At 68.0% G+C, this 24,200-nt stretch carries 19 protein-coding genes; 12 read left to right on the forward strand and 7 right to left on the reverse strand.

Annotation, left to right across the window (positions count from 1 at the left end):
* Window positions 1-50 precede the first annotated feature (50 nt).
* Window positions 51-668, reverse strand: a complete 618-nt coding sequence (locus ACOGXE_RS10330) for a TetR/AcrR family transcriptional regulator (protein WP_419930830.1) — start codon at window positions 666-668, stop codon at window positions 51-53.
* A gap of 149 nt (window positions 669-817) precedes the next feature.
* Here ACOGXE_RS10330 and ACOGXE_RS10335 point away from each other — a divergent pair, with 149 nt between their 5' ends.
* From ACOGXE_RS10335 to ACOGXE_RS10355, 5 genes are read left to right on the forward strand one after another with little or no spacing between them, the layout of a single operon-like run.
* Entirely contained in the window at window positions 818-2,443 is a 1,626-nt protein-coding gene (locus ACOGXE_RS10335) for an AMP-binding protein (RefSeq protein WP_419930831.1), read from the forward strand.
* Window positions 2,440-3,234 carry an alpha/beta fold hydrolase gene (locus ACOGXE_RS10340; RefSeq protein ID WP_419930832.1) on the forward strand — a complete coding sequence of 265 codons (795 nt, stop codon included), beginning with the start codon at window positions 2,440-2,442 and terminating at the stop codon, window positions 3,232-3,234. Before ACOGXE_RS10335 ends, ACOGXE_RS10340 begins: the two co-directional genes overlap by 4 nt.
* Complete coding sequence (locus ACOGXE_RS10345; protein WP_419930833.1) at window positions 3,231-4,244, forward strand: LLM class flavin-dependent oxidoreductase; 1,014 nt, start codon at window positions 3,231-3,233, stop codon at window positions 4,242-4,244. The genes ACOGXE_RS10340 and ACOGXE_RS10345 overlap by 4 nt, the downstream gene beginning before the upstream one ends.
* The gene (locus tag ACOGXE_RS10350; protein ID WP_419930834.1) at window positions 4,244-5,005 is read left to right on the forward strand and encodes an SDR family NAD(P)-dependent oxidoreductase; all 762 of its coding nucleotides are present in this window, start codon (window positions 4,244-4,246) and stop codon (window positions 5,003-5,005) included. The genes ACOGXE_RS10345 and ACOGXE_RS10350 overlap by 1 nt, the downstream gene beginning before the upstream one ends.
* Window positions 4,998-6,395, forward strand: a complete 1,398-nt coding sequence (locus ACOGXE_RS10355) for an amidase (protein WP_419930835.1) — start codon at window positions 4,998-5,000, stop codon at window positions 6,393-6,395. The genes ACOGXE_RS10350 and ACOGXE_RS10355 overlap by 8 nt, the downstream gene beginning before the upstream one ends.
* Here the strand turns inward: ACOGXE_RS10355 and ACOGXE_RS10360 are convergent.
* Window positions 6,392-7,759 (reverse strand): protoporphyrinogen/coproporphyrinogen oxidase, encoded by a 1,368-nt coding sequence (locus tag ACOGXE_RS10360; RefSeq protein WP_419930836.1) that lies wholly within the window; start codon window positions 7,757-7,759, stop codon window positions 6,392-6,394. The two genes, ACOGXE_RS10355 and ACOGXE_RS10360, sit on opposite strands and share 4 nt — an antisense overlap.
* 106 nt (window positions 7,760-7,865) lie before the next feature.
* Window positions 7,866-10,199 (reverse strand): ATP-binding protein, encoded by a 2,334-nt coding sequence (locus ACOGXE_RS10365; RefSeq protein WP_419930837.1) that lies wholly within the window; start codon window positions 10,197-10,199, stop codon window positions 7,866-7,868.
* Window positions 10,200-10,873: 674 nt separating this feature from the next.
* Between ACOGXE_RS10365 and ACOGXE_RS10370 the strand changes: the two genes are divergently transcribed.
* From ACOGXE_RS10370 to ACOGXE_RS10380, 3 genes are all read left to right on the forward strand, one after another.
* Window positions 10,874-11,902 (forward strand): ABC transporter substrate-binding protein, encoded by a 1,029-nt coding sequence (locus ACOGXE_RS10370; RefSeq protein ID WP_419930838.1) that lies wholly within the window; start codon window positions 10,874-10,876, stop codon window positions 11,900-11,902.
* Window positions 11,903-12,047: 145 nt separating this feature from the next.
* A complete protein-coding gene (locus ACOGXE_RS10375; protein ID WP_419930839.1) occupies window positions 12,048-13,088 on the forward strand; it encodes a quaternary amine ABC transporter ATP-binding protein in 1,041 nt (346 codons plus the stop codon).
* Between the two features lie 5 nt (window positions 13,089-13,093).
* Entirely contained in the window at window positions 13,094-15,136 is a 2,043-nt protein-coding gene (locus ACOGXE_RS10380; RefSeq protein WP_419930840.1) for an ABC transporter permease, read from the forward strand.
* 49 nt (window positions 15,137-15,185) lie between these two features.
* Here ACOGXE_RS10380 and ACOGXE_RS10385 read toward each other — a convergent pair whose 3' ends face one another.
* Entirely contained in the window at window positions 15,186-15,944 is a 759-nt protein-coding gene (locus tag ACOGXE_RS10385; RefSeq protein ID WP_419930841.1) for a dienelactone hydrolase family protein, read from the reverse strand.
* A gap of 152 nt (window positions 15,945-16,096) precedes the next feature.
* Here ACOGXE_RS10385 and ACOGXE_RS10390 point away from each other — a divergent pair, with 152 nt between their 5' ends.
* Together ACOGXE_RS10390 and ACOGXE_RS10395 are read left to right on the forward strand one after the other, a co-directional pair.
* Entirely contained in the window at window positions 16,097-16,384 is a 288-nt protein-coding gene (locus tag ACOGXE_RS10390; protein WP_419930842.1) for an AbrB/MazE/SpoVT family DNA-binding domain-containing protein, read from the forward strand.
* Window positions 16,374-16,799 carry a PIN domain-containing protein gene (locus ACOGXE_RS10395; RefSeq protein ID WP_419930843.1) on the forward strand — a complete coding sequence of 142 codons (426 nt, stop codon included), beginning with the start codon at window positions 16,374-16,376 and terminating at the stop codon, window positions 16,797-16,799. Before ACOGXE_RS10390 ends, ACOGXE_RS10395 begins: the two co-directional genes overlap by 11 nt.
* A gap of 19 nt (window positions 16,800-16,818) precedes the next feature.
* On the opposite strand, the gene ACOGXE_RS10400 is transcribed toward ACOGXE_RS10395, so the two are convergent.
* Window positions 16,819-17,370, reverse strand: a complete 552-nt coding sequence (locus ACOGXE_RS10400; RefSeq protein WP_419930844.1) for a superoxide dismutase family protein — start codon at window positions 17,368-17,370, stop codon at window positions 16,819-16,821.
* 61 nt (window positions 17,371-17,431) lie between these two features.
* Window positions 17,432-19,735, reverse strand: a complete 2,304-nt coding sequence (locus ACOGXE_RS10405; RefSeq protein ID WP_419930845.1) for a TauD/TfdA family dioxygenase — start codon at window positions 19,733-19,735, stop codon at window positions 17,432-17,434.
* Between the two features lie 190 nt (window positions 19,736-19,925).
* Here ACOGXE_RS10405 and ACOGXE_RS10410 point away from each other — a divergent pair, with 190 nt between their 5' ends.
* Window positions 19,926-22,610, forward strand: a complete 2,685-nt coding sequence (locus ACOGXE_RS10410) for an RCC1 domain-containing protein (RefSeq protein WP_419930846.1) — start codon at window positions 19,926-19,928, stop codon at window positions 22,608-22,610.
* Window positions 22,611-22,663: 53 nt separating this feature from the next.
* A complete protein-coding gene (locus tag ACOGXE_RS10415; protein ID WP_419930847.1) occupies window positions 22,664-23,068 on the forward strand; it encodes a hypothetical protein in 405 nt (134 codons plus the stop codon).
* A gap of 19 nt (window positions 23,069-23,087) precedes the next feature.
* Here ACOGXE_RS10415 and ACOGXE_RS10420 read toward each other — a convergent pair whose 3' ends face one another.
* Window positions 23,088-24,080 (reverse strand): LLM class flavin-dependent oxidoreductase, encoded by a 993-nt coding sequence (locus ACOGXE_RS10420; protein ID WP_419933511.1) that lies wholly within the window; start codon window positions 24,078-24,080, stop codon window positions 23,088-23,090.
* Window positions 24,081-24,200 lie beyond the last annotated feature (120 nt).

The following is a 24,200-nucleotide window of genomic DNA, read 5'->3' on the forward strand; positions in this document are numbered from 1 at the left end:
GACGTACGCGGAGGCGAGGCACCCACGACGGCGAGGCCGCCCCGGTCGCCTCAGACGCCGTCGGGATCGCCGTAGAAGCTCCGGTACCAGGCTCTGGTCACCACTCGCGCCACCGTCTCCACGTCCACGGTGGTGGTGTTGAGCGCATCGTGGGCGAAGGTGGTGTATGCGGTCTGTTCGACCAGCGACGCCATGGCCCGGGCCACTGTGGCCGGATCGAGCCCGTCGAGCCGGACACGGTCGTCGTTCTCGATCGCATGCACGAACCGGGCCACGTGACGCTCGCGCATCGTCCACCAGATCGTGGTGAAGCGCTGCTCGACGGTGGTCGCCGCGATGAAGGCGCGCATCACGCCCCTGTTGTCGCGGTAGTGCTGCAGGTATCCGAGGTTGGCCTCGAACAGCGCGGCCTCCGGATCCTGGCCGATCGGCGTCGACGACCTGCTCCGCCTGAAGAGCTCCTCATGGATGTCGCGGATCACACTGCTGAACAGGTCTTCCTTGTTCTCGAAGTACCGGTACAGGCCGCCGAGCGAGAGACCGGCCTCTGTCGCGACATCGCTCATGCGGGCATCGACGTAGCCGTCCTTGGTGAAGACCGTCGATGCTGCGTCGAGGATCGTCTGCCGTGTTCGGCGACCCTTCGGAGTGGTGGGTTCAATAGCCATGATCGCTTCGGCGGCCCGAATGCCTGCGGCGGGCAAGCCTATCCGCACATCGCTCATGCACTAAAAGCAAAAGTGAAGTCGTTCTAATGAATGACCGGCGAGACTGCAATACTCCCGGGGACAAACCCAGCGGCGAACGGAGAAGCGCCGTGAGCGACAAGCGGGCGGAGCGCTACCGCCGGGCCGGCTGGTGGACGGGCAGTCGGCTGATCGATCGATTCGAGGCCCATGTCGACAAGGGCCCCGACCGGCTCGCTCTGGTCAGCGACGGCACCGCCATGTCACGGTGGGAGCTGTGGCACGCCGCAGGCGTGGCTGCCGAGCAGATCCGCTCGCTCGCCGGGACCGCCAGGCGGCCGGTTGTGATCCTGCTGCCGAACTGCGCCGACTGGATGGTGATGTTCCTGGCCGTGCTGAGGGCGGGCCATGTGCCGGCCACGCCGCCCGTCACCACCTCAGAGGCTCACCTGCGCCACATCTTCGAGCTCACCCGGCCGGCGCTGGTCATCTGCACTGGCCAGGGTCCGGGCGACCGCCCTGCAGACTCCGTCCGGCGAGCCGCCGCCGCGGCAGCCTGCGGGCCAGTCTCCGTGGCGGTGGCGAAGGGGGGACGGCTGGCGCCCGACGGCCCGCTGAGCTCTCCGGCCATCGCCGAAAACGTGCCAGAGACCACTGCACACCTCATGTTCACCTCCAGCACGACCGGGCCGCCCAAGGCGGTCAGCCACTGCGAGGACTCGCTGGCCGCGCTCAACATGCAGTTCGCCGAGCGCTTCGATCTCGACCAGCACACGCCGGTGTTCATGCCGTCACCGCTCGGCCACAGCGTCGGCGCCATTCACGGCTGCCGTCTGTCACTGTTCGTGGGTGCGCCGCTCATTCTCCAAGACGAATGGGATGCCCAGGCGGCCTTGGAGCTGGTGGCCCGCCACGGGGCCGAGTTCACGGCGGCGGCGACACCGTTCCTGCTGGATCTGGCCGATGCCCGCTGGGAAGCCGGCGCGCCCAAGCTGGCATCGATGCGCAGTTTTCTCTGCGGCGGCGCCCAAGTGCCGCCTGCGCTCATCCGGCGCTGCCGCGTCGAGATGCCCAACACGTTCGTCACCCCGCTGTGGGGCATGACCGAAGGCGGTCTCACCACCTGCGTTCGGGCGTCGACTGAGCGCCAGGTCGAGACCACGGTGGGGGTGGGCCTGCCCGGGCTGGAGCTGCGCATTCTCCAGGCCGATGGGGTGTTGTACTACGCAGGCAGCGGTGAGCTGGTCATGCGCGGGCCGGGGGTGTTCAACGGCTACTACGGCCAGCCCGAGCTGTACGCCGCGGACATGGTCGGCGACGGCTGGTTCCGCACCGGCGATCTCGCCCGCATCGACCCGGACGGCTACGTATCGATCACCGGACGGCTCAAGGACCTGATCATCCGCGGCGCCGTCAACATCTCGCCCGTCGAGACCGAGAACGCGATCGCCGCCCATCCCGAGGTCGTCGGCGTGGCCGTGATCGGCTGGCCGGACGAACGACTCGGCGAGCGCATCTGCGCAGCCGTCCACGCCCGCACTCCGCTCGACCTCGATGAGGTGCTCGCCTGCTGCGCAGAACAGGGGCTGCCGCGCCGGTACTGGCCCGAGCGCTTGGTGCATGTCGAGGGCTTCCCGCGCACAGCGGCAGGCAAGATCCGCAAGCAGCAGCTGCGCGATGAGCTCGTCGCTGCCGGCGAACCCGCTGAGACGACGCCCGGCGCCAGCGCCGGCCCGGATCGGGACACGGTCCGATGAGTTCCGTCGAGCTCGGCGACATCACGGTCAACTACGCCCGGCGCGGCTCGGGACCGCCCGTGGTGCTGCTGCACGGACTGGCCGAAGACCATCGGTCCTGGGGCGGCATCGCCGGCCATCTCGGCGAGTTCACCGTCTACGCGCTCGACCTGCGCGGCCACGGCCGCACGACGACCGGCGAGGGCACCGGCACGCTGTCGCAGCTGAGCGGCGACCTCGACGCGTTCCTGCGCGAGGTGACCGGCCCTGCCGCAGTGGTCGGCTATTCGCTGGGCGGCACCATCGGGCTGCGGGCAGCGACGGAGCCGGGCACCCTGATCGGCCATCTGATCGCGATTGCCACCTCGTCGGTGGTCGGCTCGGCTGCCGCCGAGTTCTTTGCGGGACGCATCGCCCAGCTCGAAGCCGGCGATGCGAGCGGCTTCGCCGCAGGCCTGCGCGACGACACGGCCGCCCAGATCGTCACGCCGTCCGACATCGACGCCGTGACCGCGAGGCGACTGGCTGCCATCGGCGACGGCAGCGGTTACATCAACGCCGCCCGAGCCATGATCGGCCTGCGGTCCGAGCCGCTCAACCCGCTGCTGGAGAACGTCGAGGTGCCCGTGGACGTCATCGGGGCATCGGACGATGTCTTCTGCCCGCGCCGGGCATCGGACATCATCACCGAACGTGTCACCGGCAGCCGGTACCACGAGATAGCCGGCGCCGGTCACCTGATCTCGGTGGACCAGCCCGATGCCTACGGCACCCTGATCGCCAGGCTCCTGGCTGAGAGGCAATCAGCATGAAGCGCCGCTACGGCATTTCCATGGGCGTCAGCCCTCGCGAGCCGTTGAGCCGCACGGCCGAGCTGGCCCGCGCCATCGACGAGCGGGGTTTCGAGGCCCTGTGGTTCATCGACTTCCAGCTCGGCATGAAGGACGTGTACGCCGCGATGAACCTGGCAGCGCTGGCCACCGACGAGGTGCTCATCGGCGCCGGCGTCACCAATCTCGTCACCCGTCACCCCACCGTCACGGCCAACGCCACCGCGGCTGTCGACGAGCTGTCCGGCGGCCGCGCTGTGCTGGGTCTCGGCGCGGGCTGGTCAGCAGTGCTCGGCGCCGGGGGCGCGCCGTCCAAGCTGGCCGAGCTGCGCTCGGGCATCGACGAGTTCCGGCAGCTCTTCAGCGGCGAGCCATGCGATCTCTACGGCACCCAGGTGCGCCTGGCCACCGCGACGCGGCAAGTCCCCATCTATCTGGCTGTGTCCCAGCCCGCCATGCTGCAGCTCGCCGCGCAGACGTGCGACGGCGTCGTGCTCATGGGCGCCGCCGACCCCGAATTCTGCAAGTGGCAGCTCGAGTTCATCCATCAGGGGCTGGCTGCCGCCGGTCGCGACCGTTCGGAGCTGACCGTCGACCTGTTCGTCACGATGTCGATGAACGACAACCGTCAGACCGCCCTCGACGACGTCCGGGCCTGGGCCGTCAGCCAGGCGGCCACGTTCCATCCGTGGAAGCGCATGCCGCCTGCGTGGGAGCGATTCCGCCCCGAATTCGAGCGCGCTGCAGGCGCGTACGGACTGGTCGACCACCTGTCGCTCCAGGCCGAGCACAAGCACATCGTGTCCGATGACTTCGTCACGTCAGTGGCGCCGGCGGGCGACCGCGACACCTGCGTCGAACGGATCCGTGAGCTCTGGCAGCTCGATATCGACCGGATCACCTTCGCGCTGCTGTCGGGCGGTCGCGAGCAGCGTCTCGCGCAGCTGGCCGACGACCTCATCGCCAACGTCGAAGCAGAGGGAGACGACTGATGACAACCGAACCGCGAGTGGCGCTGGTGACCGCAGCCGCCGGCGCCGGCATCGGGGCCGCCGCGGCGAGGCGGCTCGCCCACGACGGCTTCGATGTGGTGGTCACTGACGCTCACGAGCGCCGGTGCCACGAGTTCGCCGACGAGCTCGCCGGTGAAGTGGGCAGCCAGGTCAGCTCGTACCACCTCGATGTCACCGACCACGCCCAGGTGCAGGCCGTCATCGAGGAGGCCGCTGCGGCCAAGGGCAGGCTCGATGTGCTGGTCAACAACGCAGGCTGGTCGAAGATCGAGCCGGTGGCCGAGATGTCGACCGAGACGTGGCAGCGTTGCCTCGACGTCGACCTGACCGGCACGTTCGTGTGCATGCGCGCTGCGCTCCCGCACATGATCGCCGCAGGGAGCGGCTCGATCATCAACATCTCGTCGATAGCCGCCTGGGAGATGTCGGCCGAGCACGGCGCCGCCTATTCCGCTGCCAAGGCCGGAGTGCTCGCACTCACCCGGGTGGCCGCCGCGGAGAATGGCAGCCACGGCGTGCGTGTCAACGCGATCGCCCCGGGCCTGATCTACAACGACTTCCTGCGCAAGATCTATCCGGAAGACTTCTTCACGAACTACCTGATCGAAAAGGCGTTCCTGGGTCGCATCGGCCAGCCGGACGATGTCGCAGCCATGGTCTCGTTGCTGGCGTCAGATGAGTCCAGTTACGTCACCGGCGAAGTGTTCACGGTCTCGGGCGGCGTGTCGGCTCGTGGATGAGGGACCCCTGTGGTGGCCGGTGCGCCAGCTCATCGATGCGTACCGCGGCGGCTCGCTGTCACCCGTCGAGGTCTGTGAACAAGCGCAAGAGCGCATCGCACAGGTCAACCCGCTGCTGAACGCGGTCGTCCTCACCACGTCGGAGCTGGCCCGCGGCCAGGCGGTCGCCGCGGAGGCGGCGTATCGCAACGGCACTGCCGGCCCGCTCGCCGGCGTCCCGGTCTCGATCAAGGACGCCTTCCATATCGAAGGTCACGTCACCACGCTCGGGTCGCTGGCGCACGCCGACGACGTGATGGCGCACGACTCGGGCGCCGTTCGCCGGCTGCGCCGTGCCGGGGCGGTCTTCGTCGGCAAAACCAACGTGCCGGAGTTCTGCCAATCGGCCACCACCGACAACCTGCTGGGTCCCGACACGGCGAATCCCTTCGACCTCCGTCGCACCGCTGGCGGTTCCAGCGGCGGCGCTGCATCGTCGGTTGCCGCGGGCATGTGCACGCTCGGCCTCGGGTCGGACGGCGGCGGATCGATCCGCATTCCTGCTTCGTTCTGCGGCCTCGTCGGATTCAAGCCCACCTACGGAACTGTCCACGACGAGCAAGGGTTCCGTGCGTTCAGCCCGTTCATCTCCGTCGGTCCCTTGGCGCGATGCGTCGCCGATGTCCGTTGCATGCATGCGGTGCTCGCCGACGGCGACGGCGGTCGGGACACCTCCGGCGATGCGGCATCCCGCCGCGTGGCGTGGTGTGCCACGCCCGAGGGTCGCCCGATCGATGCCGGGGTCGGCGCCGTGGCCGCTGCCGCGATGGAGGTGCTTGCGTCGTGCGGTCATGACGTGCACCCGGTGGATCTTGATCTCGGCGGCTGGGAGGAGATCTTCGGCCCACTGGTGCTGGCCGACGAGGGCGAGCGCCGCGGCCACCTGCTGGACGGCCCCCACGAGCTGACCTGGTACTGCCGCCGGTCCCTCGAGGCGGCAGATCGACTCGACCCCGTCGCTGTCTTGACTGCCCGCACTGCGTTGGTGACGTACCGAGAGCGCGTCAACCGCTGGTTCGGTGACTACGACGTGATCGCCACCCCCGCTACGGCCACCACCGCGTTCGAGCTCGGCTGCCGGCCGTCTGCCATCGCCGGCGAGCCCGTGTCGAAGCTGTGGGGCGCGTTCCCGTTCGCCGTGCCGTTCAACGTCTCCGGGCATCCCGCGGTGGTGCTGCCCGTCGGGTTCGTCGAGGGGCTGCCGGCAGCAATCCAGCTCGTCGGACGGCACGGAGGCGACGACGAGCTGCTGGCCGTTGCCGAGCAGCTCGAAGGGGCGCTGGATGTGCGCCCCTTCGCTTCATCGGCTCTTCGCGCGCTCGCCTCCTACACGGTGGGCGACAGCTTCTAGCTCGCGCGGGATGCCAGAAGGTCTGCGACGTGGTTGGCGGTGCTCTCGCCGCTGGATAGGGCGCCGTTGACCGACGGGATGCCCATGTAGTCGCCTGCCAGGAACAGGCTGTCGATGCTGTCTGCGAGCTGGCCGGGCACCTCCGCCAGCGCGGCGAGCATTCCGGGCTCGCCCATGCACAGCGCCTCTTCCCAGCGATAAACGCGAAAGAACAGGCCCTCGTCGTCGCCGGGAAGGGCTGAGCCGGGCGGCGCGTTCCGGCGAGCGGCGCCCAGCAGCTCGCGCTTGATCGTCTCGTCGTCCAGCGGGATCAGCTCCTTGGCGCGGTCGCGCCCGATGAGCAGGTCGAGAATGCTGTGGCCCGGCGGCGCGCACGCTGGCAGGAACTTGGATCGGTCCATCAGCAGCGGGGCGTCGTGGTCTTCCGCGTAGATCGCGCCATGCCAGTCCGCGGGCAGCGGGGAGCGGTCGAGGCCGATCACCACTCGGCAACCGGTCGAATAGCTGACAGTGCCCAGCGCCTGGCGGACCGCTGCCGGCAGCTCGGGCACCAGGTCTGCGACCTTCGTGCCCGGCACGGCACAGATGACCGCGTCGGCCTCGATGGTCTCGCCGTCGACGACCACGCCGGTCGCCGTGCCGTCTGCGACGACGATCCTGCTGACGGGAGCCGACGCCCGGGTGACATCAGCGCACTCGGCGGCCAGCGCTGCGCTCAGCGAGCCGATGCCCCGCTCGGGCATGAACACCTCGCCGTCGCTCAGCATCGTCTCGCCGATGTAGGCCCGCATCAGCGCCTGGCCGGCCGGCGCCGGATCGCCCAGGATCATCTTGAGCGGCCCGCTCAGCGTCACTTGCAGCTTCTCGGGCACACCCAGCCGCTCCAGGTACTCGCCGAAGCTCTCGCCGTCGTCGATCTCGGCGAGGGGGCTGTCGCTGGCAAAGCTCATGTAGTCCGACTGGCGACGGATCTGGCTCATCACCTTGGTGCCGGCCCGGAACCCCGACGGCGACAGGAAGCCCATGGCTGCCGCCGCGGGCAGCTGCCGCACGAAGCTGCGCAGCGACTGGTCCGGCGTGGTGGTCACCCAGCGCCCGCCGCGCAGGTGCCCGAACTTCATCTGCGAGCGCACCAGCGGCAGCCCCAGCTCCTCGCAGATGCGGAACGCGGTGTCGTAGGTGGCGGTGAAGACGAAAGCGCCCATGTCCACCGAGAACCCGTCCACCGTCTCGCCCTTGCCGCGACCGCCCGCTCGGTCGGAACCCTCGAGCAGCAGGGGAGTGATGCCCCGCTTCATCAGCGTGTAGGCGGCGCTGAGCCCGGCGAAGCCCCCGCCCACGATGACGACCCGCTCTCTGCTCATGCGACCGGCTCCCTTCTGGTTGGCACCGGCGCCCCCGGTGACTGAACGCTATGGCGGCGCCGGCCGCAGGGCAGCCGGATGGTGACGGTGACGCCGCGCCCGCAGCTCAGGCCTCAGTCGAGGCAGCCAAGCGGTAGCCGACGCCGTGCTCGGTGAAGATGTAGACGGGCGCTGCAACGTTGTCGCCCAGCTTTGCCCGCAGCTTCCTGACGGCGGCGCGCACGCGGTCGGTGTGGTTCGACTCCGAGTGGCCCCATATCTGCCGCAGCAGCATGTCGGTGGTCACCACCCCTCCTGCATTTGCGGCGAGCACACGCAGCACGTCGAACTCGGTGGCGGTGAGGGCGACAGCGCGGCTGCCCAGGCTCACCTGTCGCCGTGTGAAGTCCACCCTGAGGTCGCCGCGCATGTAGGTCTGGGGTCCGGCACGGTTGCGGAGCACAGCCTGGACCCGCGCAACGAGCTCGATGGCCGAGAACGGCTTGACGATGTAGTCGGCTGCGCCGTTCTCCAGCGCTCTGGCGATCGTCTCGTCCCTGCCGTATCCGGAGATGAAGATGATCGGCAGGTCGGCGAGTTCCGGGGTGCGGTTCATCAGCTCGATGCCGTCAGTTCCGGGGAGCATCAGGTCGAGCAGTACCAGGCTGGGCCGTTCCGCTCGGATGAGCTCGCGAAGCTTGCCGGGGTCGCCCGACGTCAGCGGGGCGTAGCCGGCCGTCGCGAGCGCGTTCCGCACCATGTACAGGGCCTGCGGGTCGTCGTCCACGACGAGCACCGTTGTCCTGGCCTCTGAGTGCTCGGTCGAGCGCTGTTCGGCGGTGCGCGGCGCTGTCTCGGCGGAAGCGGCGGGAATCGTGAACGTGAAGCGTGCGCCTGTGTCGGTGCCGGCGCTCTGGGCTCGGATGCGGCCGCCGTGGGCCTCTACGAGCCCCTTGCAGATGGCTAGGCCCAGTCCGGTGCCATCCGCGAGGCCCGAGCGCCGCTTGAACAGGTGCGGGAGCTGCTCAGGCGGGATCCCGCTTCCTTGGTCGGTCACCGAGATCGCGATGAAACCGCTCTCGTGGATCGCCTCGACCCGGATGGGAGACGTGGTGGGCGCGTGCCGGGCCGCATTCGACAGAAGGTTGTTCAGCACCTGCGTGATGCGCTCGGGGTCGGCCATGGCCGGCGGCAGCGTCGGCGAGAGATCGATGACGACAGGGTTGCTCCCGCCCGCGCTGAGGAAGTTGTTCCTGGCCTTGTCGACCAGATCGGAGACGGTGGACGGCTGGGGAGTGACCGTGAGCGTGCCGGCTTCGATGCTCCCGGCGTCCAGCAGATTGGAGATGAGACCACGCATGTGGTCGGCCTGCTCGTCGATGATGCGGAAGAACTGAAGCAGTTCCGACTGGGGCGGTGCCGGCGTCGTCCCGAGCACGGTCGCTGCGGAGCCCTTGATGGAGGTCAGCGGAGCCCGCAGCTCGTGGCTCACCATCTCGAGGAACTCCGCCCGCTGCCGCTCCAGCTCTTCGAGGCCGGCGAGGTCCTGCATGGTGATCACCACTGACTCGCTCTCGCCGCGTGCCGAGCCGATCGGGGTGACGCTCATCAACGTCCGCACCCGGCGCCCGTCGGGCACCGACAGGGTGACCTCCTCGGCACGCGTCTGCGCTGCGTGCTCCAGTTGCTGAGCCACGGGCACCTCTGTCAGGGACAGGTCCGGCCCGTCGCGCACACGCCATCTCACCACGTCGAGCAGGTCTTTGGTCCGCTGGCCCGGGTTGCGGAGCTTGTCGGCGATTCGGCGTGCTTCCAGATTGGACGACACGACGCGACCGGCGCCCACGTCATAGACCACGACCCCGATCGGTGACGTCTCCACCAGTGCTTCCAGATCGGCGCGAGCCCGGTTCACGGCAGTGTGCGTCCGGGCGTTCGAGATTGCCGCCGCGGCCTGCGAAGCGAACAAGTTGAGGAGTTCCTCGTCCTCGCCGGTGAATTCTTGGTCGTCTGCCTGGCCGTCTTTCTTGTCTCCCAGAAAGAACATGCCGAGATGCTCGCCCTGGTGCAGCATCGGCGTGCCCTGCAGGGTCGTTGAGGTCCAGGCGGGCGAGGAGAGCCCGAGTGACCGGAGATACTCGGCGAGATCGGGAATCTGCACCGGCGCGCCGAGATCCCGCAGGTGCTCGAAGAACCGCAGTCCGTCCGGCCACTCCACCATCACGCGGCGGCTCTCGGGCGAAAAACCTCCCGTGACGTATTCCTGTAGCTCGCCTCGCTCGTCGACCGTGATGATGACTCCCAGCTGAGCCCCCGTGAGCTCTCGAGCGCTTTCCAGCACTTCCTCGAGGACCGTGGCGTCATCGAGGCTCTGATTGATGCGCAGGATTGCCGAGCTCAGCTTGGATATCCGGCTGCTGGCTGCGCCGTCGGCGGGTTGTTTCGATGAGTGACTGGCCAATGCTGCACCTCTGTCGAAGTATTGCGCGCAAATCACCGCGAGCAGTTGCATCTTGTGAATAGCAGGCGATGTAGCACCGACTTAGTCACAAAACGGCCAGCAATAATCACAACTTTCTCACATTCGCCATCCCATAGTGCGCGATTTCTTTCGCAATCACGAGCCGTCGAGTGCTGTGGCACAGCTGTGCACCGGGATCTAGCGAGCTCCGTCGCGGCCTGGTACGCCGCGCGACACCAGCAATGACCTGCATGAACGCTGCCGTCCACCTAGAGAGAATTGCAAAGAAACAATGCATGTCGCGGCCGAATTCTCTAAAGAAGTAGCGAACTAGTCACAAATATCGGCAGAAAGAGCACAGCTCATTCACAAAATAGGCCTTGGCGCACGGATGTTGATATTTGTGGCTCAGATACGACGGTGTTTGGCCCATGAGACCCCCGAATTGGCGTGCACAACGGTTTTAGTGTGGTTCTAGATCATGCTAATTTCAGGAAAGTTCTGGGGGTCAGTCATCATCTATGACTGCGGCCGTGGGGGGGACAAAGAGGACGTCTGACTCCACCTGGAGTCTGAAGTCGACGCAGCTACCGGCCGGGCCCGAACAGAACGCAAAGGAACGTTCACAACTGGAGGATGCGATGTCAATGCTTCGCAGATTGATATTGCCGTTGATGGCCTTCGCCCTGGTGGCATCGGCCTGTACGAGCGATGACGATGAGGCGGCGCCGGCAACAGAGGCTCCGGCCGCTACCGAGGCGCCCGCCGCCACGGAAGCACCGGCGGCCGCCGAAGCACCGGAGGCCGAGGAGGAGATGGCGATGGAAGACTCGTCAGATCCCATCCGGATTCCGCTGCACAACTGGTCGAGCCAACTCGTCGGCGCTGAGGTGGTCGGCGGAATCCTGGAGGCGGCCGGCTTCAGCGTGGAGTACGTGCCGTCCGACAGCCAGGTCGTGTACCAGTCCATGTGCGACGGCGATATCGAGCTGGTGCATGAGGTCTGGGAAGGCGCCTTCGGCGTGGCCTTCCAAGAGCAGGTCGACGCCGGCTGCGTGCTCGACTGGGCCACCCACAACGCGGTGACGCGTGAGGAGTGGTGGTACCCGATCTACGTGGAGGAGCAGTGCCCCGGTCTTCCGGACTGGGAGGCGCTGAACGCGTGCGCTCACCTGTTCGCGACCGCTGAGACCGGCGACAAGGGCCGCTTCCTGGGCGGACCGGTCGACTGGCTCAAGGGCGACGAGGAGCGTGTCGAGGGCCTCGGCATGGACTTCGAGGTGATCAACGCCGGTTCGGCGGCCACGCTGTGGGCCGAGCTGGACGCCGCCTCGGCGGACAACACGCCGATCGTGCTGTTCAACTGGACGCCCAACTTCGTGGAAGCCGTCTATGAGGGCAAGTTCATCGAGTTCCCGACCTTCGAGGACGCCTGCCGCACCGATCCCGAGTGGGGCACCAACAAGGAGCTGACCCATGACTGCGGCAACCCCGCCGACGGCTACCTCAAGACCGGCGTGGGCATCCACTTCCCAGAGAAGTGGCCCACGGCAGCGGCGATCGTGCAGCGCATGGACTTCACCAATCCGATGCTGGCCGCCATGGCCGCAGCGGTGGATGTGGACGGCAAGGAAGCATCAGAGGCAGCCCAGGAATGGCTGGCTGCCAACGAGGATCTCTGGCGGAGCTGGATCGACGGCTGAGCGGTCCAGCGGGCAAAGAGCGGACCTCCTCCCGAGGCGCGGTTGACGGGGAAGGGCTCGCCGATCTCGGATCTGGCGATCCCGGGATCGGCGCTCTTCCCCGTCGGCTGCCTAGGTCATTCAGCGGAGCGCATGTGGTGCTGTTGTGAACGGTGACGCCGTGATCTCGTGCCGCGATGTGTGGAAGCTCTACGGCCCCGATCCCCAGCGATTCCTCGAGCGTCACGACGGCGCGCCGTCGGTCGATGCGGTGAAGGATGCCGGCTACATCCCGGCGGTGGTGGCGGCGAGCCTCGACGTGATGCCCGGCGAGATCCTGGTGCTGATGGGTCTCAGCGGCTCGGGCAAGTCGACGCTGGTGCGGTGCCTGTCGCGCCTGATCGAGCCGACAGCGGGCAGGATCCATTTTGCGGGCGTCGACTTGCTGGCGGCATCGAGCCGTGAGCTGATTGACATGCGCCGGCACCGGATGGGCATGGTGTTCCAGCACTTCGCGCTGTTCCCGCATCGCACGGTCGCGGAGAACATCACCTTCCCCTTGGAGGTGCAGGGTGTGGACGGGGCCACCCGGAGGGCCCGGGCCGAGGAGATCCTGGCGCTGGTGGGGCTCGAGGGCCGCGGCGGCTACTACCCGCGGGAGCTCTCCGGCGGTCAGCAGCAGCGGGTGGGCATCGGCAGGTCGCTCGCGGTGGAGCCAGACGTGTGGTTCCTGGACGAGCCCTTCTCGGCGCTGGACCCGCTGATCCGGCGCGAGATGCAAGACGAGTTCCTGCGCCTGCAGTCGGTGCTGCACAAGACCATCGTGTTCATCACGCACGATTTCAGCGAGGCGATCCGCTTGGCCGACCGCATCGCCATTCTCTACGAGGGCCAGATCGTGCAGCTCGGCAGTGCCGAAGACCTGGTGACGCAGCCGGCGACCGACTACGTGCGCAACTTCGCCCGTGACGTCCAGCGGGACCGGATACTCACCGCCCGCAGCGTGATGGGGGCAGCGGCCGACGCCGCGGCCGAGGCAGCGGCTGTACCGGCTGATGCGGTGCTGCGGGACATCGCGGCGAGCGTGCTGGGTGCCGCAGAGAACCTCCGGGTGGTCGACGGCGACGACACGACAGTCGGCAGCCTGAGCCGTGACGCGGTGATCGATGCCATCTGGGGTGCCAACGGCTCCGAGGTGGGCGACTGAGGCCGATGGCCGCCGCGACTGAGTCTGCTGTGGAGTCTGCTGCGGGATCTGCCACGGAATCCGCTGCACCACGAAGCCTGCTGGAGCGAGCCCGTCGTCTGCGGGGCTGGCGCATGGCGCTGCTGCTGGTGTCGCCCTACCTCGCCATACAGGTCTTCCACCAGGCGGCGCCGGGCTGGTTCCCCGACTTCCTGTCGAAGCTGGGCGAGTTCCGGTTCCTGCCCGACTGGGCCAACGAAGCGCTGCTGTATCTCAAGGACGAGCAGCTCTTGGGGCTGTTCAACGTCAAGGACGTCACCCGCACGGTCTCGGGCTGGCTGGAGTACCCGCTGGACATCAGCGAGCAGCTGCTCATCGCCGGCGACGGCCCCTTCGGCTTGGGCGCGGTGCCGTGGGTGGTGCTGGTGGGCCTGTTCGCGGTGGCGGGGGCGAAGTTCGGCGGCTGGCGGCTGGCGGTGGTGGCCGGCGGCTGCTCGCTCTACCTGGTGTTCTTCGACATCTGGGACGACTCCATGATCACGTTGTCGATCGTGGTGGTGGTGGCCCCGCTGGCGGCCCTGTTCGGCTGGGCGGCCGGCCTGGCAGCGGCGAAGGCGAAGTGGTTCGAGGGCCTGCTGGTGCCGGTGCTCAACGTGATGCAGTCGATGCCGCACTTCTCGTACCTGCTGCCGATCTCGGTGTTCATCGGCATCGGCGACGAGGCCGGCGCCATTGCCACGATCTTGTTCGCCGTTCCCCCGATGGCCCGGCTGACGCTGCTGGGCCTGCAGACGGTGCCCACCGAGGTGCTCGAAGCCGGCCTCACGTCGGGCTGCACGCGCTGGCAGATGCTGTGGAAGGTGGAGATGCCGGCGGCGCGCCCGCAGCTGCTCGTGGGCGTGAACCAGGTGCTGATGCAGTGCTTCGGCATGACCGTGCTGGCCTCGTTCGTCGGCACTCGCGGCCTGGGCCTGCCGCTGCTGAACTTCCTGCAGAGCCTGCGGATCGGCAAGGCGCTCGAGTACGGCGTAGCGATCGTGTTGATGGCCATCATGCTGGACCGCCTCAGCCAGGCCGCAGGCTCCCGCCGGCCCGAGCACGTCGACCTGTCGAAGTCGTGGCTGGCACGCCATCCCTACTGGGTCGCCACCGCTGCGGTGGCCGCCGTCGGCACGGCCCTGGCCCAGCTCACCAGTCACGCCCAGCTGCTGCCGAAGAGCTGGACGGTCAGCACCGCTCCGCTGTGGGAATGGCTGGTCGACTGGGTGCAGCTCAACTTGAAGACGCCGTTGGGCTACTTCCGGGACTTCATGATCACCGAAGTCCTGTTCCCGATGCGCGACGGCTTCGGTGCCCTGCCGTGGATCGGCCTGCTGGTGCTGGTGGCGGCAGTCGGGTGGCGATTCGGCGGCTGGAAGCTGGCAGCGATCGTGTCGCTGTTCGTGGCGTACCTGGCGTTCTCAGGCTTCTGGATCGAGTCGATGGAGACGCTGTACCTCGTGGTGGCGGCGCTGATCGTGAGCGTGGCCATCGGCGTGCCGATCGGTGTGTTCGCCTCGACGTCGGCTCGTCGCTATGCCGCGGTGCAAGTGGTGCTGGACACGTTCCAGGTGCTGCCGTCGTTCATCTATCTGATCCCGGTGGTCATGCTGTTCCGGGTCGGCCCGGTGGCGGCGCTGACGGCCATCGTCATCTACGCCACGGTTCCCGCTGTCCGCTACACGATGCTCGGCCTGCGCAATGTGCCGCCCGACATGGTCGAAGCCGCCGAGATGTCGGGCTGCACCCGCTGGCAGCTCCTGCGCAAGGTGAAGTTCCCGATGGCGTTCCCCGAGATCATGCTGGGCATGAACCAGGTGCTGCTGTTCGGGCTGCTGCTGGTGATCATCTCCGCGTTCATCGGGGGCATCGACGGCCTCGGCGACGAGATTTTGCTGGCCCGCACCGAGCAGGCCCTTGTCGGGGAGGGGTTGGTGGCCGGCTTCAACGTGGCCGTCATCGGGCTGACCGCGGACCAGCTCATCACCAACTACGCGCGCGAGCGCAAGGCCCAGCTCGGCATCAACTAGCCGCCGGCGCCCCGGGCCGCGGCCGCGAGACGTACGGCCGGCCGGAGCGTCAGGCCTTGCTGCCGAGATGCTCGCCGAACATGGCGAGCGCAGTGGCGTACGAGCGGGCAGCGCCCTCGGGGTGATAGGCGTGCCCACCCGGCACGGCGAACCCGTGGTCGGCACCCTCGATCACATCGATGCTGCCCCGCTCGCCCAGCTCGGCGACCGCATCGAGCAGGGGCTGGTTCTCTTCGAGCGATGCGAGCTGATCGGCGGCGCCCTGTGCCATGTGCAGCCGACCGGTCATCGTCGGCACCGACAGATGCGGTGAGTTGGGCTCGGACGTCACGCAGAACGAGGGATGCAGCCCCACGCCGGCGACGAAGGTGTCCGAGCGGCCGGCGAGCGTCCGTACCACGGTGCGCGCCCCGATGCAGTAGCCGATACATCCGGTGTTGACGGTGTCCACCGCCGGGTCGTCGTGCAGCGAGGCCAGCGCCACCGCGATGTCTGCGTCGACCATGTCATCGGTGGTGCCCAGCAGCAGGCCCAGGAATTCCTGCATCGCAGGGGAATCGGGGCCCTCGGCGAAGAGCGCCGCGATGTCGAACGTCAGCCACGGGCCGTTGCGCCAGTACCGGTCAGGCACCGCAACGCAGAAGCCCTCATCGGCGATGGCGTCTGCGGCTTCACGCGACCCGTCGTCGAATCCCGGTCCGTGATGGAAGAACATCACCAGCGGGAACGGGCCGTCGCCGTCGGGCCGGGCGACATACAGCCCAAGCTGCCCGTCGCCAGTGTCGAGTTCGCGTCGTTCAGTGTGCATGCGGCCCCCTAGCGTGATATGCGCCCGCGCACGGTAACCGCTCGCCGTTCGGCGCTATGACCGGCTGCCGAGTCGACACCGACAATTCGCTTTGTTCGATCGCACATCGGTGGTAAGGATGCTGTCCTTGCTAAAGTAAGGAAGTGGCGAAGGTGACGAGCAAGCTTCAGGTGACCGTGCCCAAGGCGGTGGCTGATCGCTACGGCATCAGGCCAGGCGACGAGATCCGCTTTGAGGAAGCGGGCGATGTGATTCGGGTGGTGCCCCCCTCGGCGCCTGCCCGCCCCGAGCTGGCCGACGTGGCGACGCGCCTTGCGCTGTTCGACGCTGCGACCGAGCGGCAGCGCCACCGGGAGGCGGCGACGACGTTCGAACGCGCCGGATCGCGGGGCTGGACCCGCGACGAGCTGTACGAGCGCGGCGGTCGTCTTGCTGATTGACACCAACGTGCTCGTGTACCGGGTCGATGCTCGCTTCCCAGACAAGCAGCAGGCAGCGGCCGAGCGGATGCGAGCCGGCATCGAGGACGGCCGCGCGTTCATCGCTCACCAGTCGATCGTCGAGTTCGTAGCCGCCACGACCAGAGGCGGGCCCGAGCGCCGGCTGCTCGACTTCGCCGAGGCGGCTCGGGAGGCAGAGGAGCTGATGGTGCAGTTCTCTGTCATCTACCCCGACGCAACGGTGCTGCACACTGCGTTGCGGGGCGCGGTGGCCTACGGCATGTCATGGTTCGATGCGCACCTGTGGGCATGCGCTGAGGTCAATGGCATCACCGAGCTGCTCTCGGAGGACTTCGAGCACGGCCGGCTGTACGGCACGGTCCGGGTCACGAACCCGTTCGCAGAACTGCGCTAGATGCCGGGCTGGGGGCGTGTCAGCTGCGCTCGATGACGCCGCAGGCGACACGGTCGCCGGCGCCGGCTTCGGATTGGTAGGTGTCCGGCTTGGCGTGGACGATGAACGCGGAGCCGTCGGCATCGAACACGGACGTCTCGGCGTCGGCCGCGAGCGTGATGAGGTCGGTGAAGTAGTCGGCCCGGGCGGTGCCGTCGCCGGCCGCATAGATGTTTGGAAGGTCGCCCGCGTGCAGACCGTCGGCGTACATGAAGCCGTGTCCGCGCTCGCCGGGCGCAAAGTGCCCGCCTGCTGCGCTGAAGTCCGGCGTGCAGGTGCCGACAGTGTGGATGTGGAATCCGTGGCCGCCGGGGCTCAGCCCGCTGATGTCGGCGGAGACCAGCACACCGTGCGGCCCCTGCTCCAGGGTGACGGTGCCCATCGGCGACCCGTCGGGCCCCGACATCGCTGCTGATGCTCGCTGGCCGACACCCGCGATGTCGTTGCCGTCGTCGTCACCGCTGCAGGCCGCGAGCGCCAGCACCACAAGCAGCCCCGCCATCAACCCGATGATCGTCTTCCGGAAGCGCATTCCCGATCCTGTCCGCCGATTCGACCCGAAACCCCGCCCACGCTAGGCGGTCAGTGCCGAATCAAGCGGCGAGGTAGGCGGCGGAACGGACGGCGTCGATGTCGATGTAGCAGCCCTGCAGGTGTCGGCGTTCGGTGGAGCGGAAGGCACGGCGGCCGTGCAGCACTCGGCGGTTGTCAAATGCGACCAGCTCGCCGGGTTGCAGGGTGATCTCGATGGCGAAGTCGTCGCTGTCGAGGAGTCGGGTGAAGTCGCGGTACGCAGCGTAGAAAGCAGCGGTGCCGGTATGGCAGGCCGGCAACGGCTCCATCGAGCGGTTGTTGACGCTGACCGCCCGCACTGCGCCATCGCTGTCGAGCTCGATGAGGGGACGCCGGGCGCGCAGGTCGACATTCGCGCTCCGAAAGCGGAAGCCGACCTCGGTAGTGGTGAGTGCTCTGAAGGCGGCGGGGCTGTCGTCGCGGAGGCGGGCAGCGGCCGCGAACCCGTCCACGAATCTGCTGGCGCCGCCGTCAGCGGCTGTGACCAGGCAGTGGAGGAGTTGCACCGTGGGGCAGGGTTCCCGGTACGGGTTGTCGGTGTGGGCGGGCAGGCCCAGCGGCGTGAAGGCCAGGTTGACGGGGTCGGGCTCGGCGATGACATCGAACAGGGCGCCGTAGTTGGTCTCCCGCACGAAGCCGATGGTGCTGGCGACGTCGAGCACCGTTCGGGGCTCGGTTCCGCAGTCGTGGAGCAGCGCGATGCCGCGGTGGGCGAGCTGTCGAGCGAACTTGGTGTGGTCGCAGTCTGGGCCGGTCCAGCGCGTGCTGTCGGAGCGGAGCTGCTTGGCGAAGGCGGGCGGCCATGGCTCGATGGGCAGGTCGGTGCGTTGGGCGGTGGGGATGCGACAGACGTGCCGCTCGCCTGAGCAGTGATGCAGCGTGACGGTCAGCTCGTTGTCGGGCGGGTGAGGCTGGTCGGTGCGGACGACCGTCCATCCTTCAAGCGCCGTGGCGTCGATGAGGTGCTGGTCGTTGCCGGGGTCGCGGCATTCGGCGCACCGGCACGCGTCGCGTGCCCAGGCGGGATCGATCGGACGGGCAGGTGTGAGCGCGGCGTCGATGAGGCTGCGGTAGGTCTCGAGGGGCGGGATCGTGAGACCGTGGACCTTGCCGGCATCGTCATAGCTGCGCAGCTGCAGCGCCTCAGCGACGAAGGGGCTTGCAGCGAACGCTCGCACTGCGTCGGTGCAGAGCGGGCCTCCCTGCTCGGCGAGCGACATCTGCGAGGCGAGGCTCAGCTGGTCGTGGTAGGCGGGCTCGACGGCGACCCGGTACTGCTTGGCGCGGACATGGGCGCGGATGGGCTCGACGATGGCGGGGGACAGGAGCGGCTGCAGTGCCCGGGCGCCGACCTCCGCGTGAGAGGGCAGGCCCCACTCGCCGGCGCGGGCCAGCAGGTGACCCACGTCGTGGAGCAGGCACGCCAGGACCATCTCGTCGCCGGCATTGTCGGCAGCGGCGAGCGCCGCGGCCTGCAGCGCGTGATCGAGCATGGTCACCTGCTCGCCGTAGGTGTGGTGTGCGCTGGCGGCCAGCAGGTCCACCAGCACGTCGTTGAGGGGCAGTTCCCGCCCGACCAGCGAGGTGCCTTCCCAGCGGCGGTCGGCGGCGAAACCGCACACGTCGGCGACGGTGGGGGCGATATCGAGGAGCGACGCTGCGGGCCAGCCCGAGGCGGGTCGGATGCGGCCGGGGGCGCGCACCACGACGAACGTCTCCATCACCTCGGGGACGGGGTCACCGTGGCCGGTGCCCAGGCCGCCGTGGTCGGTGGTGACGAGCACGTTGGCGTCGGGGCCGGCGGCCTCTGCCATCCGGGCGAGCGCGGCATCCGACTGGGTGACTGCGGTCTGGTACTCGGGGCTGCCCCAGCCGTGGTCGTGCCCGGCGAGGTCAGGTCCGATGAGGTACGCGAACACCAGGTCGTGGTGGGCTTCGCAGATGGCCGCGACTGCGGCGTCGACCACTTGGCGGTCATTGTCGGGGTCGTAGCCGCCGTCGATCACAAACCGCTGGGTGACGGCGCCGCATTCGATCACGTCGTCGAGCGGCAGCCAGCTGATGCAGGCCGCAGTGGAACGGCCGGCGCCGCGGGCTGCCTTGAGGAACGTGGGCGCGTCGGTGCGCAAACCAGCCGAGAGGTTCTCGATCACACCGTGGGTGGCAGGACCGACGCCGCGCAGCATCGACGTGTGCGCAGGCAGCGTCAGCGGCGGCGTCACCGTGCGGGCAGAAAAGCACGAGGCGCCCTCGAGGGCGAGCGTGGTGAGCGCGGGCATGGTGGTGCGGGTGATGTGCCGCGGGGCCAACCCGTCGATCGACACCACCACCGAGGGTGGTCGCTGAGCCGTCGTGCCCCGCAGAGTACGACTGGCGATTCGGGCGGAGCGTGATGGCTCCTGCCTGCGGCCCGGAGAGGACGGACCAGCGCACATCTACAGTGGCCTCGTGGGCCGCTCAAAATATTCGCAACTATCGCCCCGCCTGCGATGGGTCCGGTTGGCGTCGATTGTCGTGGCGGTTGCACTCATGGCTGCGGCGTGCGTCTCTGACGAGTTGCCGGACGACACGGCAGACGAAACGACGCCCGCGTCGACGAGCGAAGCGCCTGCCGAAAGTGACGAACCATCACCCGACGAACAGAGTTCCGTCAGCGCCGCAGTCGAGCCTGATGCCGAACCTCGCATCGACTTCCCCGCTGCGGTCACCGTTGCAGCCGGATATTTCCATGCGTGCATGGTGTCGCTTGATGGCGCCATGGCCTGCTGGGGTGCCAACAGCCACGGCCAAGCCGAACCGCCGGACGGAGAGTTCGCATCGGTGTCGATGGGCGGTCGCTTCGCGTGCGGTCTCCTCACCACCGCCGACGTGGCGTGCTGGGGCTCGAATGAGGCAGGTCAGACAGATGCTCCTGCTGGGAAGTTCGTCGCGATCGCCGCTGGCGACGACACCGCGTGCGGAATCCGTCTCGACCGCACGCTCGCCTGCTGGGGTTCGCTAGCAGTAGGTGACGAGCCACCCCCGGCGGGCTCGTTCAGCAAGGTGTCACTCGGCGTATCCCACGGGTGCGCGCTGGGGACTGATCGCACAGTTGCGTGCTGGGGACGTATCGAGCATGCCGAGTCGACGGTGCCCGCAGGAAGCTTCATCGATGTGGCGAGCGGGCCATTTCACTCGTGCGCTGTGCGCGACGACCAGAGCGTCACCTGCTGGGGCTTGAACACGCCGCTGCTCTCCAGCATTCCGAGCGGCACCTTCACCCAAGTCTCGGTGGGTGCCGGGCACGCCTGCGCGCTCGGCACCGGAGGCGAGGTGACGTGCTGGGGCAACAATTCGGCAGGTGCGGCCGATCCGCCTGCCGGACGCTTCGCATCGGTCGCGGCCGGCTCTCAGCAAACGTGCGCGGTGGGCATCGACAACAACGTGACGTGCTGGGGCTACCGGATCGACGATCTCGTCGAGATGCCGGCTGGCAAGTACTCAGCCGTCTCGGCTGCGTTCCGGCACAGCTGCGCTGTCCAAGCGGGCGGTCAGGTCGAGTGCTGGGGCGCGTGGCCGACGTCTCCCCCTGAGTTCCCGCCGGGCCAGTACACGGCTATCAACGCCAGCCTCCCGTGGTCGTGCGCGATCCGGGTTGACGGGGCGGCGGTGTGCCGCAGCTACGGCCGCGGAAGCTTCGAGCCTCCACGGGAGCGATTCACACAGATCGTGGCTGGGTCCACAGGCGGATGCGGATTGCGTGTCGACGGGATGGCGATCTGCTGGGACGACAGCGGTGTCCGGCTAGCGGATTCGCCTGCCGGCACGTTCGTCGAGCTTGCTGCCGCTGCGCACGTCGTGTGCGGGCTGCGGCCCGCGGGCACGATCCGTTGCTGGGGCGAGGACGAGTTCGGCACGGCGTCGCCACCCGCAGGCGGGGAGTTCCTCCAGCTCGCTGCGGGCAGTCATCACGCATGTGCCGTGGCCTTCGGGAGCCGGGTGGAGTGCTGGGGCGATGCGTCGGGCGGCAAGACCGACCCGCCCGACGGGCTGTATCGCTATGTGGACGTGGCTGCCGACTACGCGTGTGCGGTGCGCGTCGACGGGGCCATCGCATGCTGGGGCGAAGGCGTGGCCGGCGATGCGGGTGCGCCGAGCGGCGTGTTCGGGAGAGTCTCGGTGGGGGACGGACACGCCTGTGCGACCCGGTCTGATGCCACGGTGGCCTGCTGGCTGACTCGGGCTGTCGGAACTCCGGACGCTGTCGAGGCGTTGGGACCGGGGGGCCGCGATGAGGCTGACGGCGGTGACGGCGACGGCGAGTACGTGTCCGGAGTATTCGACCCGCTGACAAGCCCGGAAATACTCGTGGAGATCGTCACACAGGTGCTGGAAAGCGACGTCGATGAGCCCGTGCGCTCATACAGCGTCGCCGACCTCGGCCCCTTCGGCTGGTCATTTCAGATCACCGAGTACGACGGGGAGTCCAACGAGCGGACGATCTCGCTGCAGGGCAGTCCCGACGACGAGCCGGAGGACATGGTCGGCAACGAGATCCTCACCGTGGACGGCGCCGTGTACATGCGCCTGCATATTCCTGCGGCGATCCGACAGGGATCGGGCATCGACATTCCGTCGGGTTGGTTCACCGTGGGCCGCGCCACGATGGAGTACCTCGGATTCGACTGCGGGCCGGCACAGGGGAGTCTGGGCTCTGACGGTGACGAAAGCGGTGATGAGTGCGTCCTTCCTGAAGCCGATGACTACTTCGCGGACTACGTGCTCGATGCGGCCGTCATCGGCGACGCGGAGATTCGCGGGGTTCCGACGACGGGCGTTCTGGCGACGCTGGACGCGGCCGCGGCGAGCCTGGTGCCGTCTGAGGGCGTGGAGGAAGGCAGCCTCGCAGACGTGCTGAGCGGCATCACGCCAACCGAACTCACGATCGAGCTGTGGCTGGACAAGCATCTGCGGATTCACCGGTCGGTCCTGACCGAGACCATGGACTGGCAGGCGCTGTCCGAACGGTTCGGCGTGGACTTCACGGCGCTGCCCGACGAGATCGTGACGACGACCGACTTCTACGACTTCGGTGCCGAGATCGACATTCGGGCACCGAGGCCCTCGGAGATCGAGGGCGAGCTCGGGGAGTGGCTCGACGAGATCGAGCTCCGGTTCGGACCCGAGGTGCGGGGCCAGCTCGAGTCGCTGCTCGTTTGAGCCTGACGGGCAGCCCGGAGAGCGGTCGGCCGGCCGCGACAATGGGAGTAGCTATGCCGACGTCCGCGAGGTTCGAGCAGTTCACGCTGGCGGGGATCGCAGCACTGCACCTCGGCGTCGGATTGACGCACACCTACGGCCATGCCGCCGCCGACGTGCCCATCCCGGGCGCCCAGCTCGCCTACATCGTTGTGGTGGTGACGCTCATGCCGCTGGTCGCGGTGTGGCTGGCGTTCCGTCGCAGCGTCCGGCTGGGCGCTGCGCTGTTCGCCGCATCGATGTATGCGTCGTTCGTGTTCGGCTACTTGCTGCACTTCGTCATCGACACACCAGACCTGCACTCCAACGTCGTCGGCGACGGCGCGGGTGTGTTCTTCCACACCGCACTGAGCCTGGCGCTCATCGAGTTCGTCGGCTTCGCGGTCGGGCTGGTAGTTGCAGTCCGTCGCACCCGCTGACGGCGCAGCCGCCCAACCGCTAGGCGGCGTTGACCTGGGGGAGGATCTCGTCGTTGAGCTGGCGGAGATCGTCCAGCGTCTTGGCGACCGGCACGTCGGCGAACGGCGGCCAGATGAGCGGCATGGTCATGCCGGCAGCCTTCAGCTCGATCAGGTTCTGCGTGATCTGGTCGGCGGTGCCGGCCAGCAGGTTCGTCAGCTTGCCGTTGCGGGCCTGATCGGTCGGCTCGTCGGTGATCACGAACCAGCACATGCTGGAGATCTCCATGTCGTCGATGCTGTGCGAGCTGTCGAGCTTGTCGAGCTCGTCGCCGAAGGCGGTGAGCCACTCGGTCAGTTCCTCGGGCGTGTCCTGGATGCCGATCCAGCCCGACAGGTTGTACTGGGCCACCCGCTTGGCGGAGATGGCCGGGTTGCGCAGGCCGCTCATGAAGATCGGCGGGTGCGGGTCCTGCAGTGGCTTGTGGCCGAAGCCGCTGGGGCCGAAGTCGGCGAACTCGCCGTGGTACTCGAACAGATCGTTCGTCCAGATGCCCAGGCAGATCTCGATGGTCTCGCGCACGTGCTTGTGGCGCTTCGGGAAGAGGTGCGATGCGCTTGCGGCGGCGAACTCCTCGGGCATCCAGCCCGAGCCGACCCCGACGTTGACGCGCCCGTTCGACAGGTGATCGACCGTGGCGATCTCGGCGGCGAACACGCCAGGCGAGCGGTAGGGCGTGTCGGTGATGCTCATGCCGATGCGGCACTTCGAGGTCTTCGCAGCGAGCCAGGGGATGAGCGGCCAGCCCTGGAACCACTGGCCGCGGGCCGAGACGGGGAGCTGGGTGGGGAACTGCTCCATCATCCCGAACGGGTACTCGAGCTCGCCCCGGTCGGAGACCTCGGGCACGACGATGCGGTCGAGCGTCCATATCGAGTCGAAGTCGAGTTCCTCGGCGAGGTCGGTGAGTTCCTCCAGCTCCTGGACGGTTACGTGGTCACGGAAGTTCGGCAAGTACAACGCCAGCTTCATGTCAGCCATGTCTGATTCCCCCTGTTCGTGCGGCAGCACCGATCGCCGCCGCCGACACGCCGAACGCTAGGAACCGCGCCTCACCACGGTCAAGCCGTTCCCCCGAGTCCGGCACGCGCA

It is taken from the genome of Candidatus Poriferisodalis sp. (genome assembly GCF_965208555.1).
Taxonomy (GTDB): domain Bacteria; phylum Actinomycetota; class Acidimicrobiia; order Acidimicrobiales; family Poriferisodalaceae; genus Poriferisodalis.

Coding starts and splice junctions, on each gene's coding strand:
- ACOGXE_RS10385 (WP_419930841.1), bottom strand. CDS start 15,944: ATGCACACTGAACGACGCGAACTCGACACTGGCGACGGGCAGCTTGGG.
- ACOGXE_RS10420 (WP_419933511.1), bottom strand. CDS start 24,080: ATGAAGCTGGCGTTGTACTTGCCGAACTTCCGTGACCACGTAACCGTC.
- ACOGXE_RS10350 (WP_419930834.1), top strand. CDS start 4,244: ATGACAACCGAACCGCGAGTGGCGCTGGTGACCGCAGCCGCCGGCGCC.
- ACOGXE_RS10330 (WP_419930830.1), bottom strand. CDS start 668: ATGGCTATTGAACCCACCACTCCGAAGGGTCGCCGAACACGGCAGACG.
- ACOGXE_RS10415 (WP_419930847.1), top strand. CDS start 22,664: ATGCCGACGTCCGCGAGGTTCGAGCAGTTCACGCTGGCGGGGATCGCA.
- ACOGXE_RS10360 (WP_419930836.1), bottom strand. CDS start 7,759: ATGAGCAGAGAGCGGGTCGTCATCGTGGGCGGGGGCTTCGCCGGGCTC.
- ACOGXE_RS10340 (WP_419930832.1), top strand. CDS start 2,440: ATGAGTTCCGTCGAGCTCGGCGACATCACGGTCAACTACGCCCGGCGC.
- ACOGXE_RS10345 (WP_419930833.1), top strand. CDS start 3,231: ATGAAGCGCCGCTACGGCATTTCCATGGGCGTCAGCCCTCGCGAGCCG.
- ACOGXE_RS10380 (WP_419930840.1), top strand. CDS start 13,094: ATGGCCGCCGCGACTGAGTCTGCTGTGGAGTCTGCTGCGGGATCTGCC.
- ACOGXE_RS10370 (WP_419930838.1), top strand. CDS start 10,874: ATGGCCTTCGCCCTGGTGGCATCGGCCTGTACGAGCGATGACGATGAG.
- ACOGXE_RS10400 (WP_419930844.1), bottom strand. CDS start 17,370: ATGCGCTTCCGGAAGACGATCATCGGGTTGATGGCGGGGCTGCTTGTG.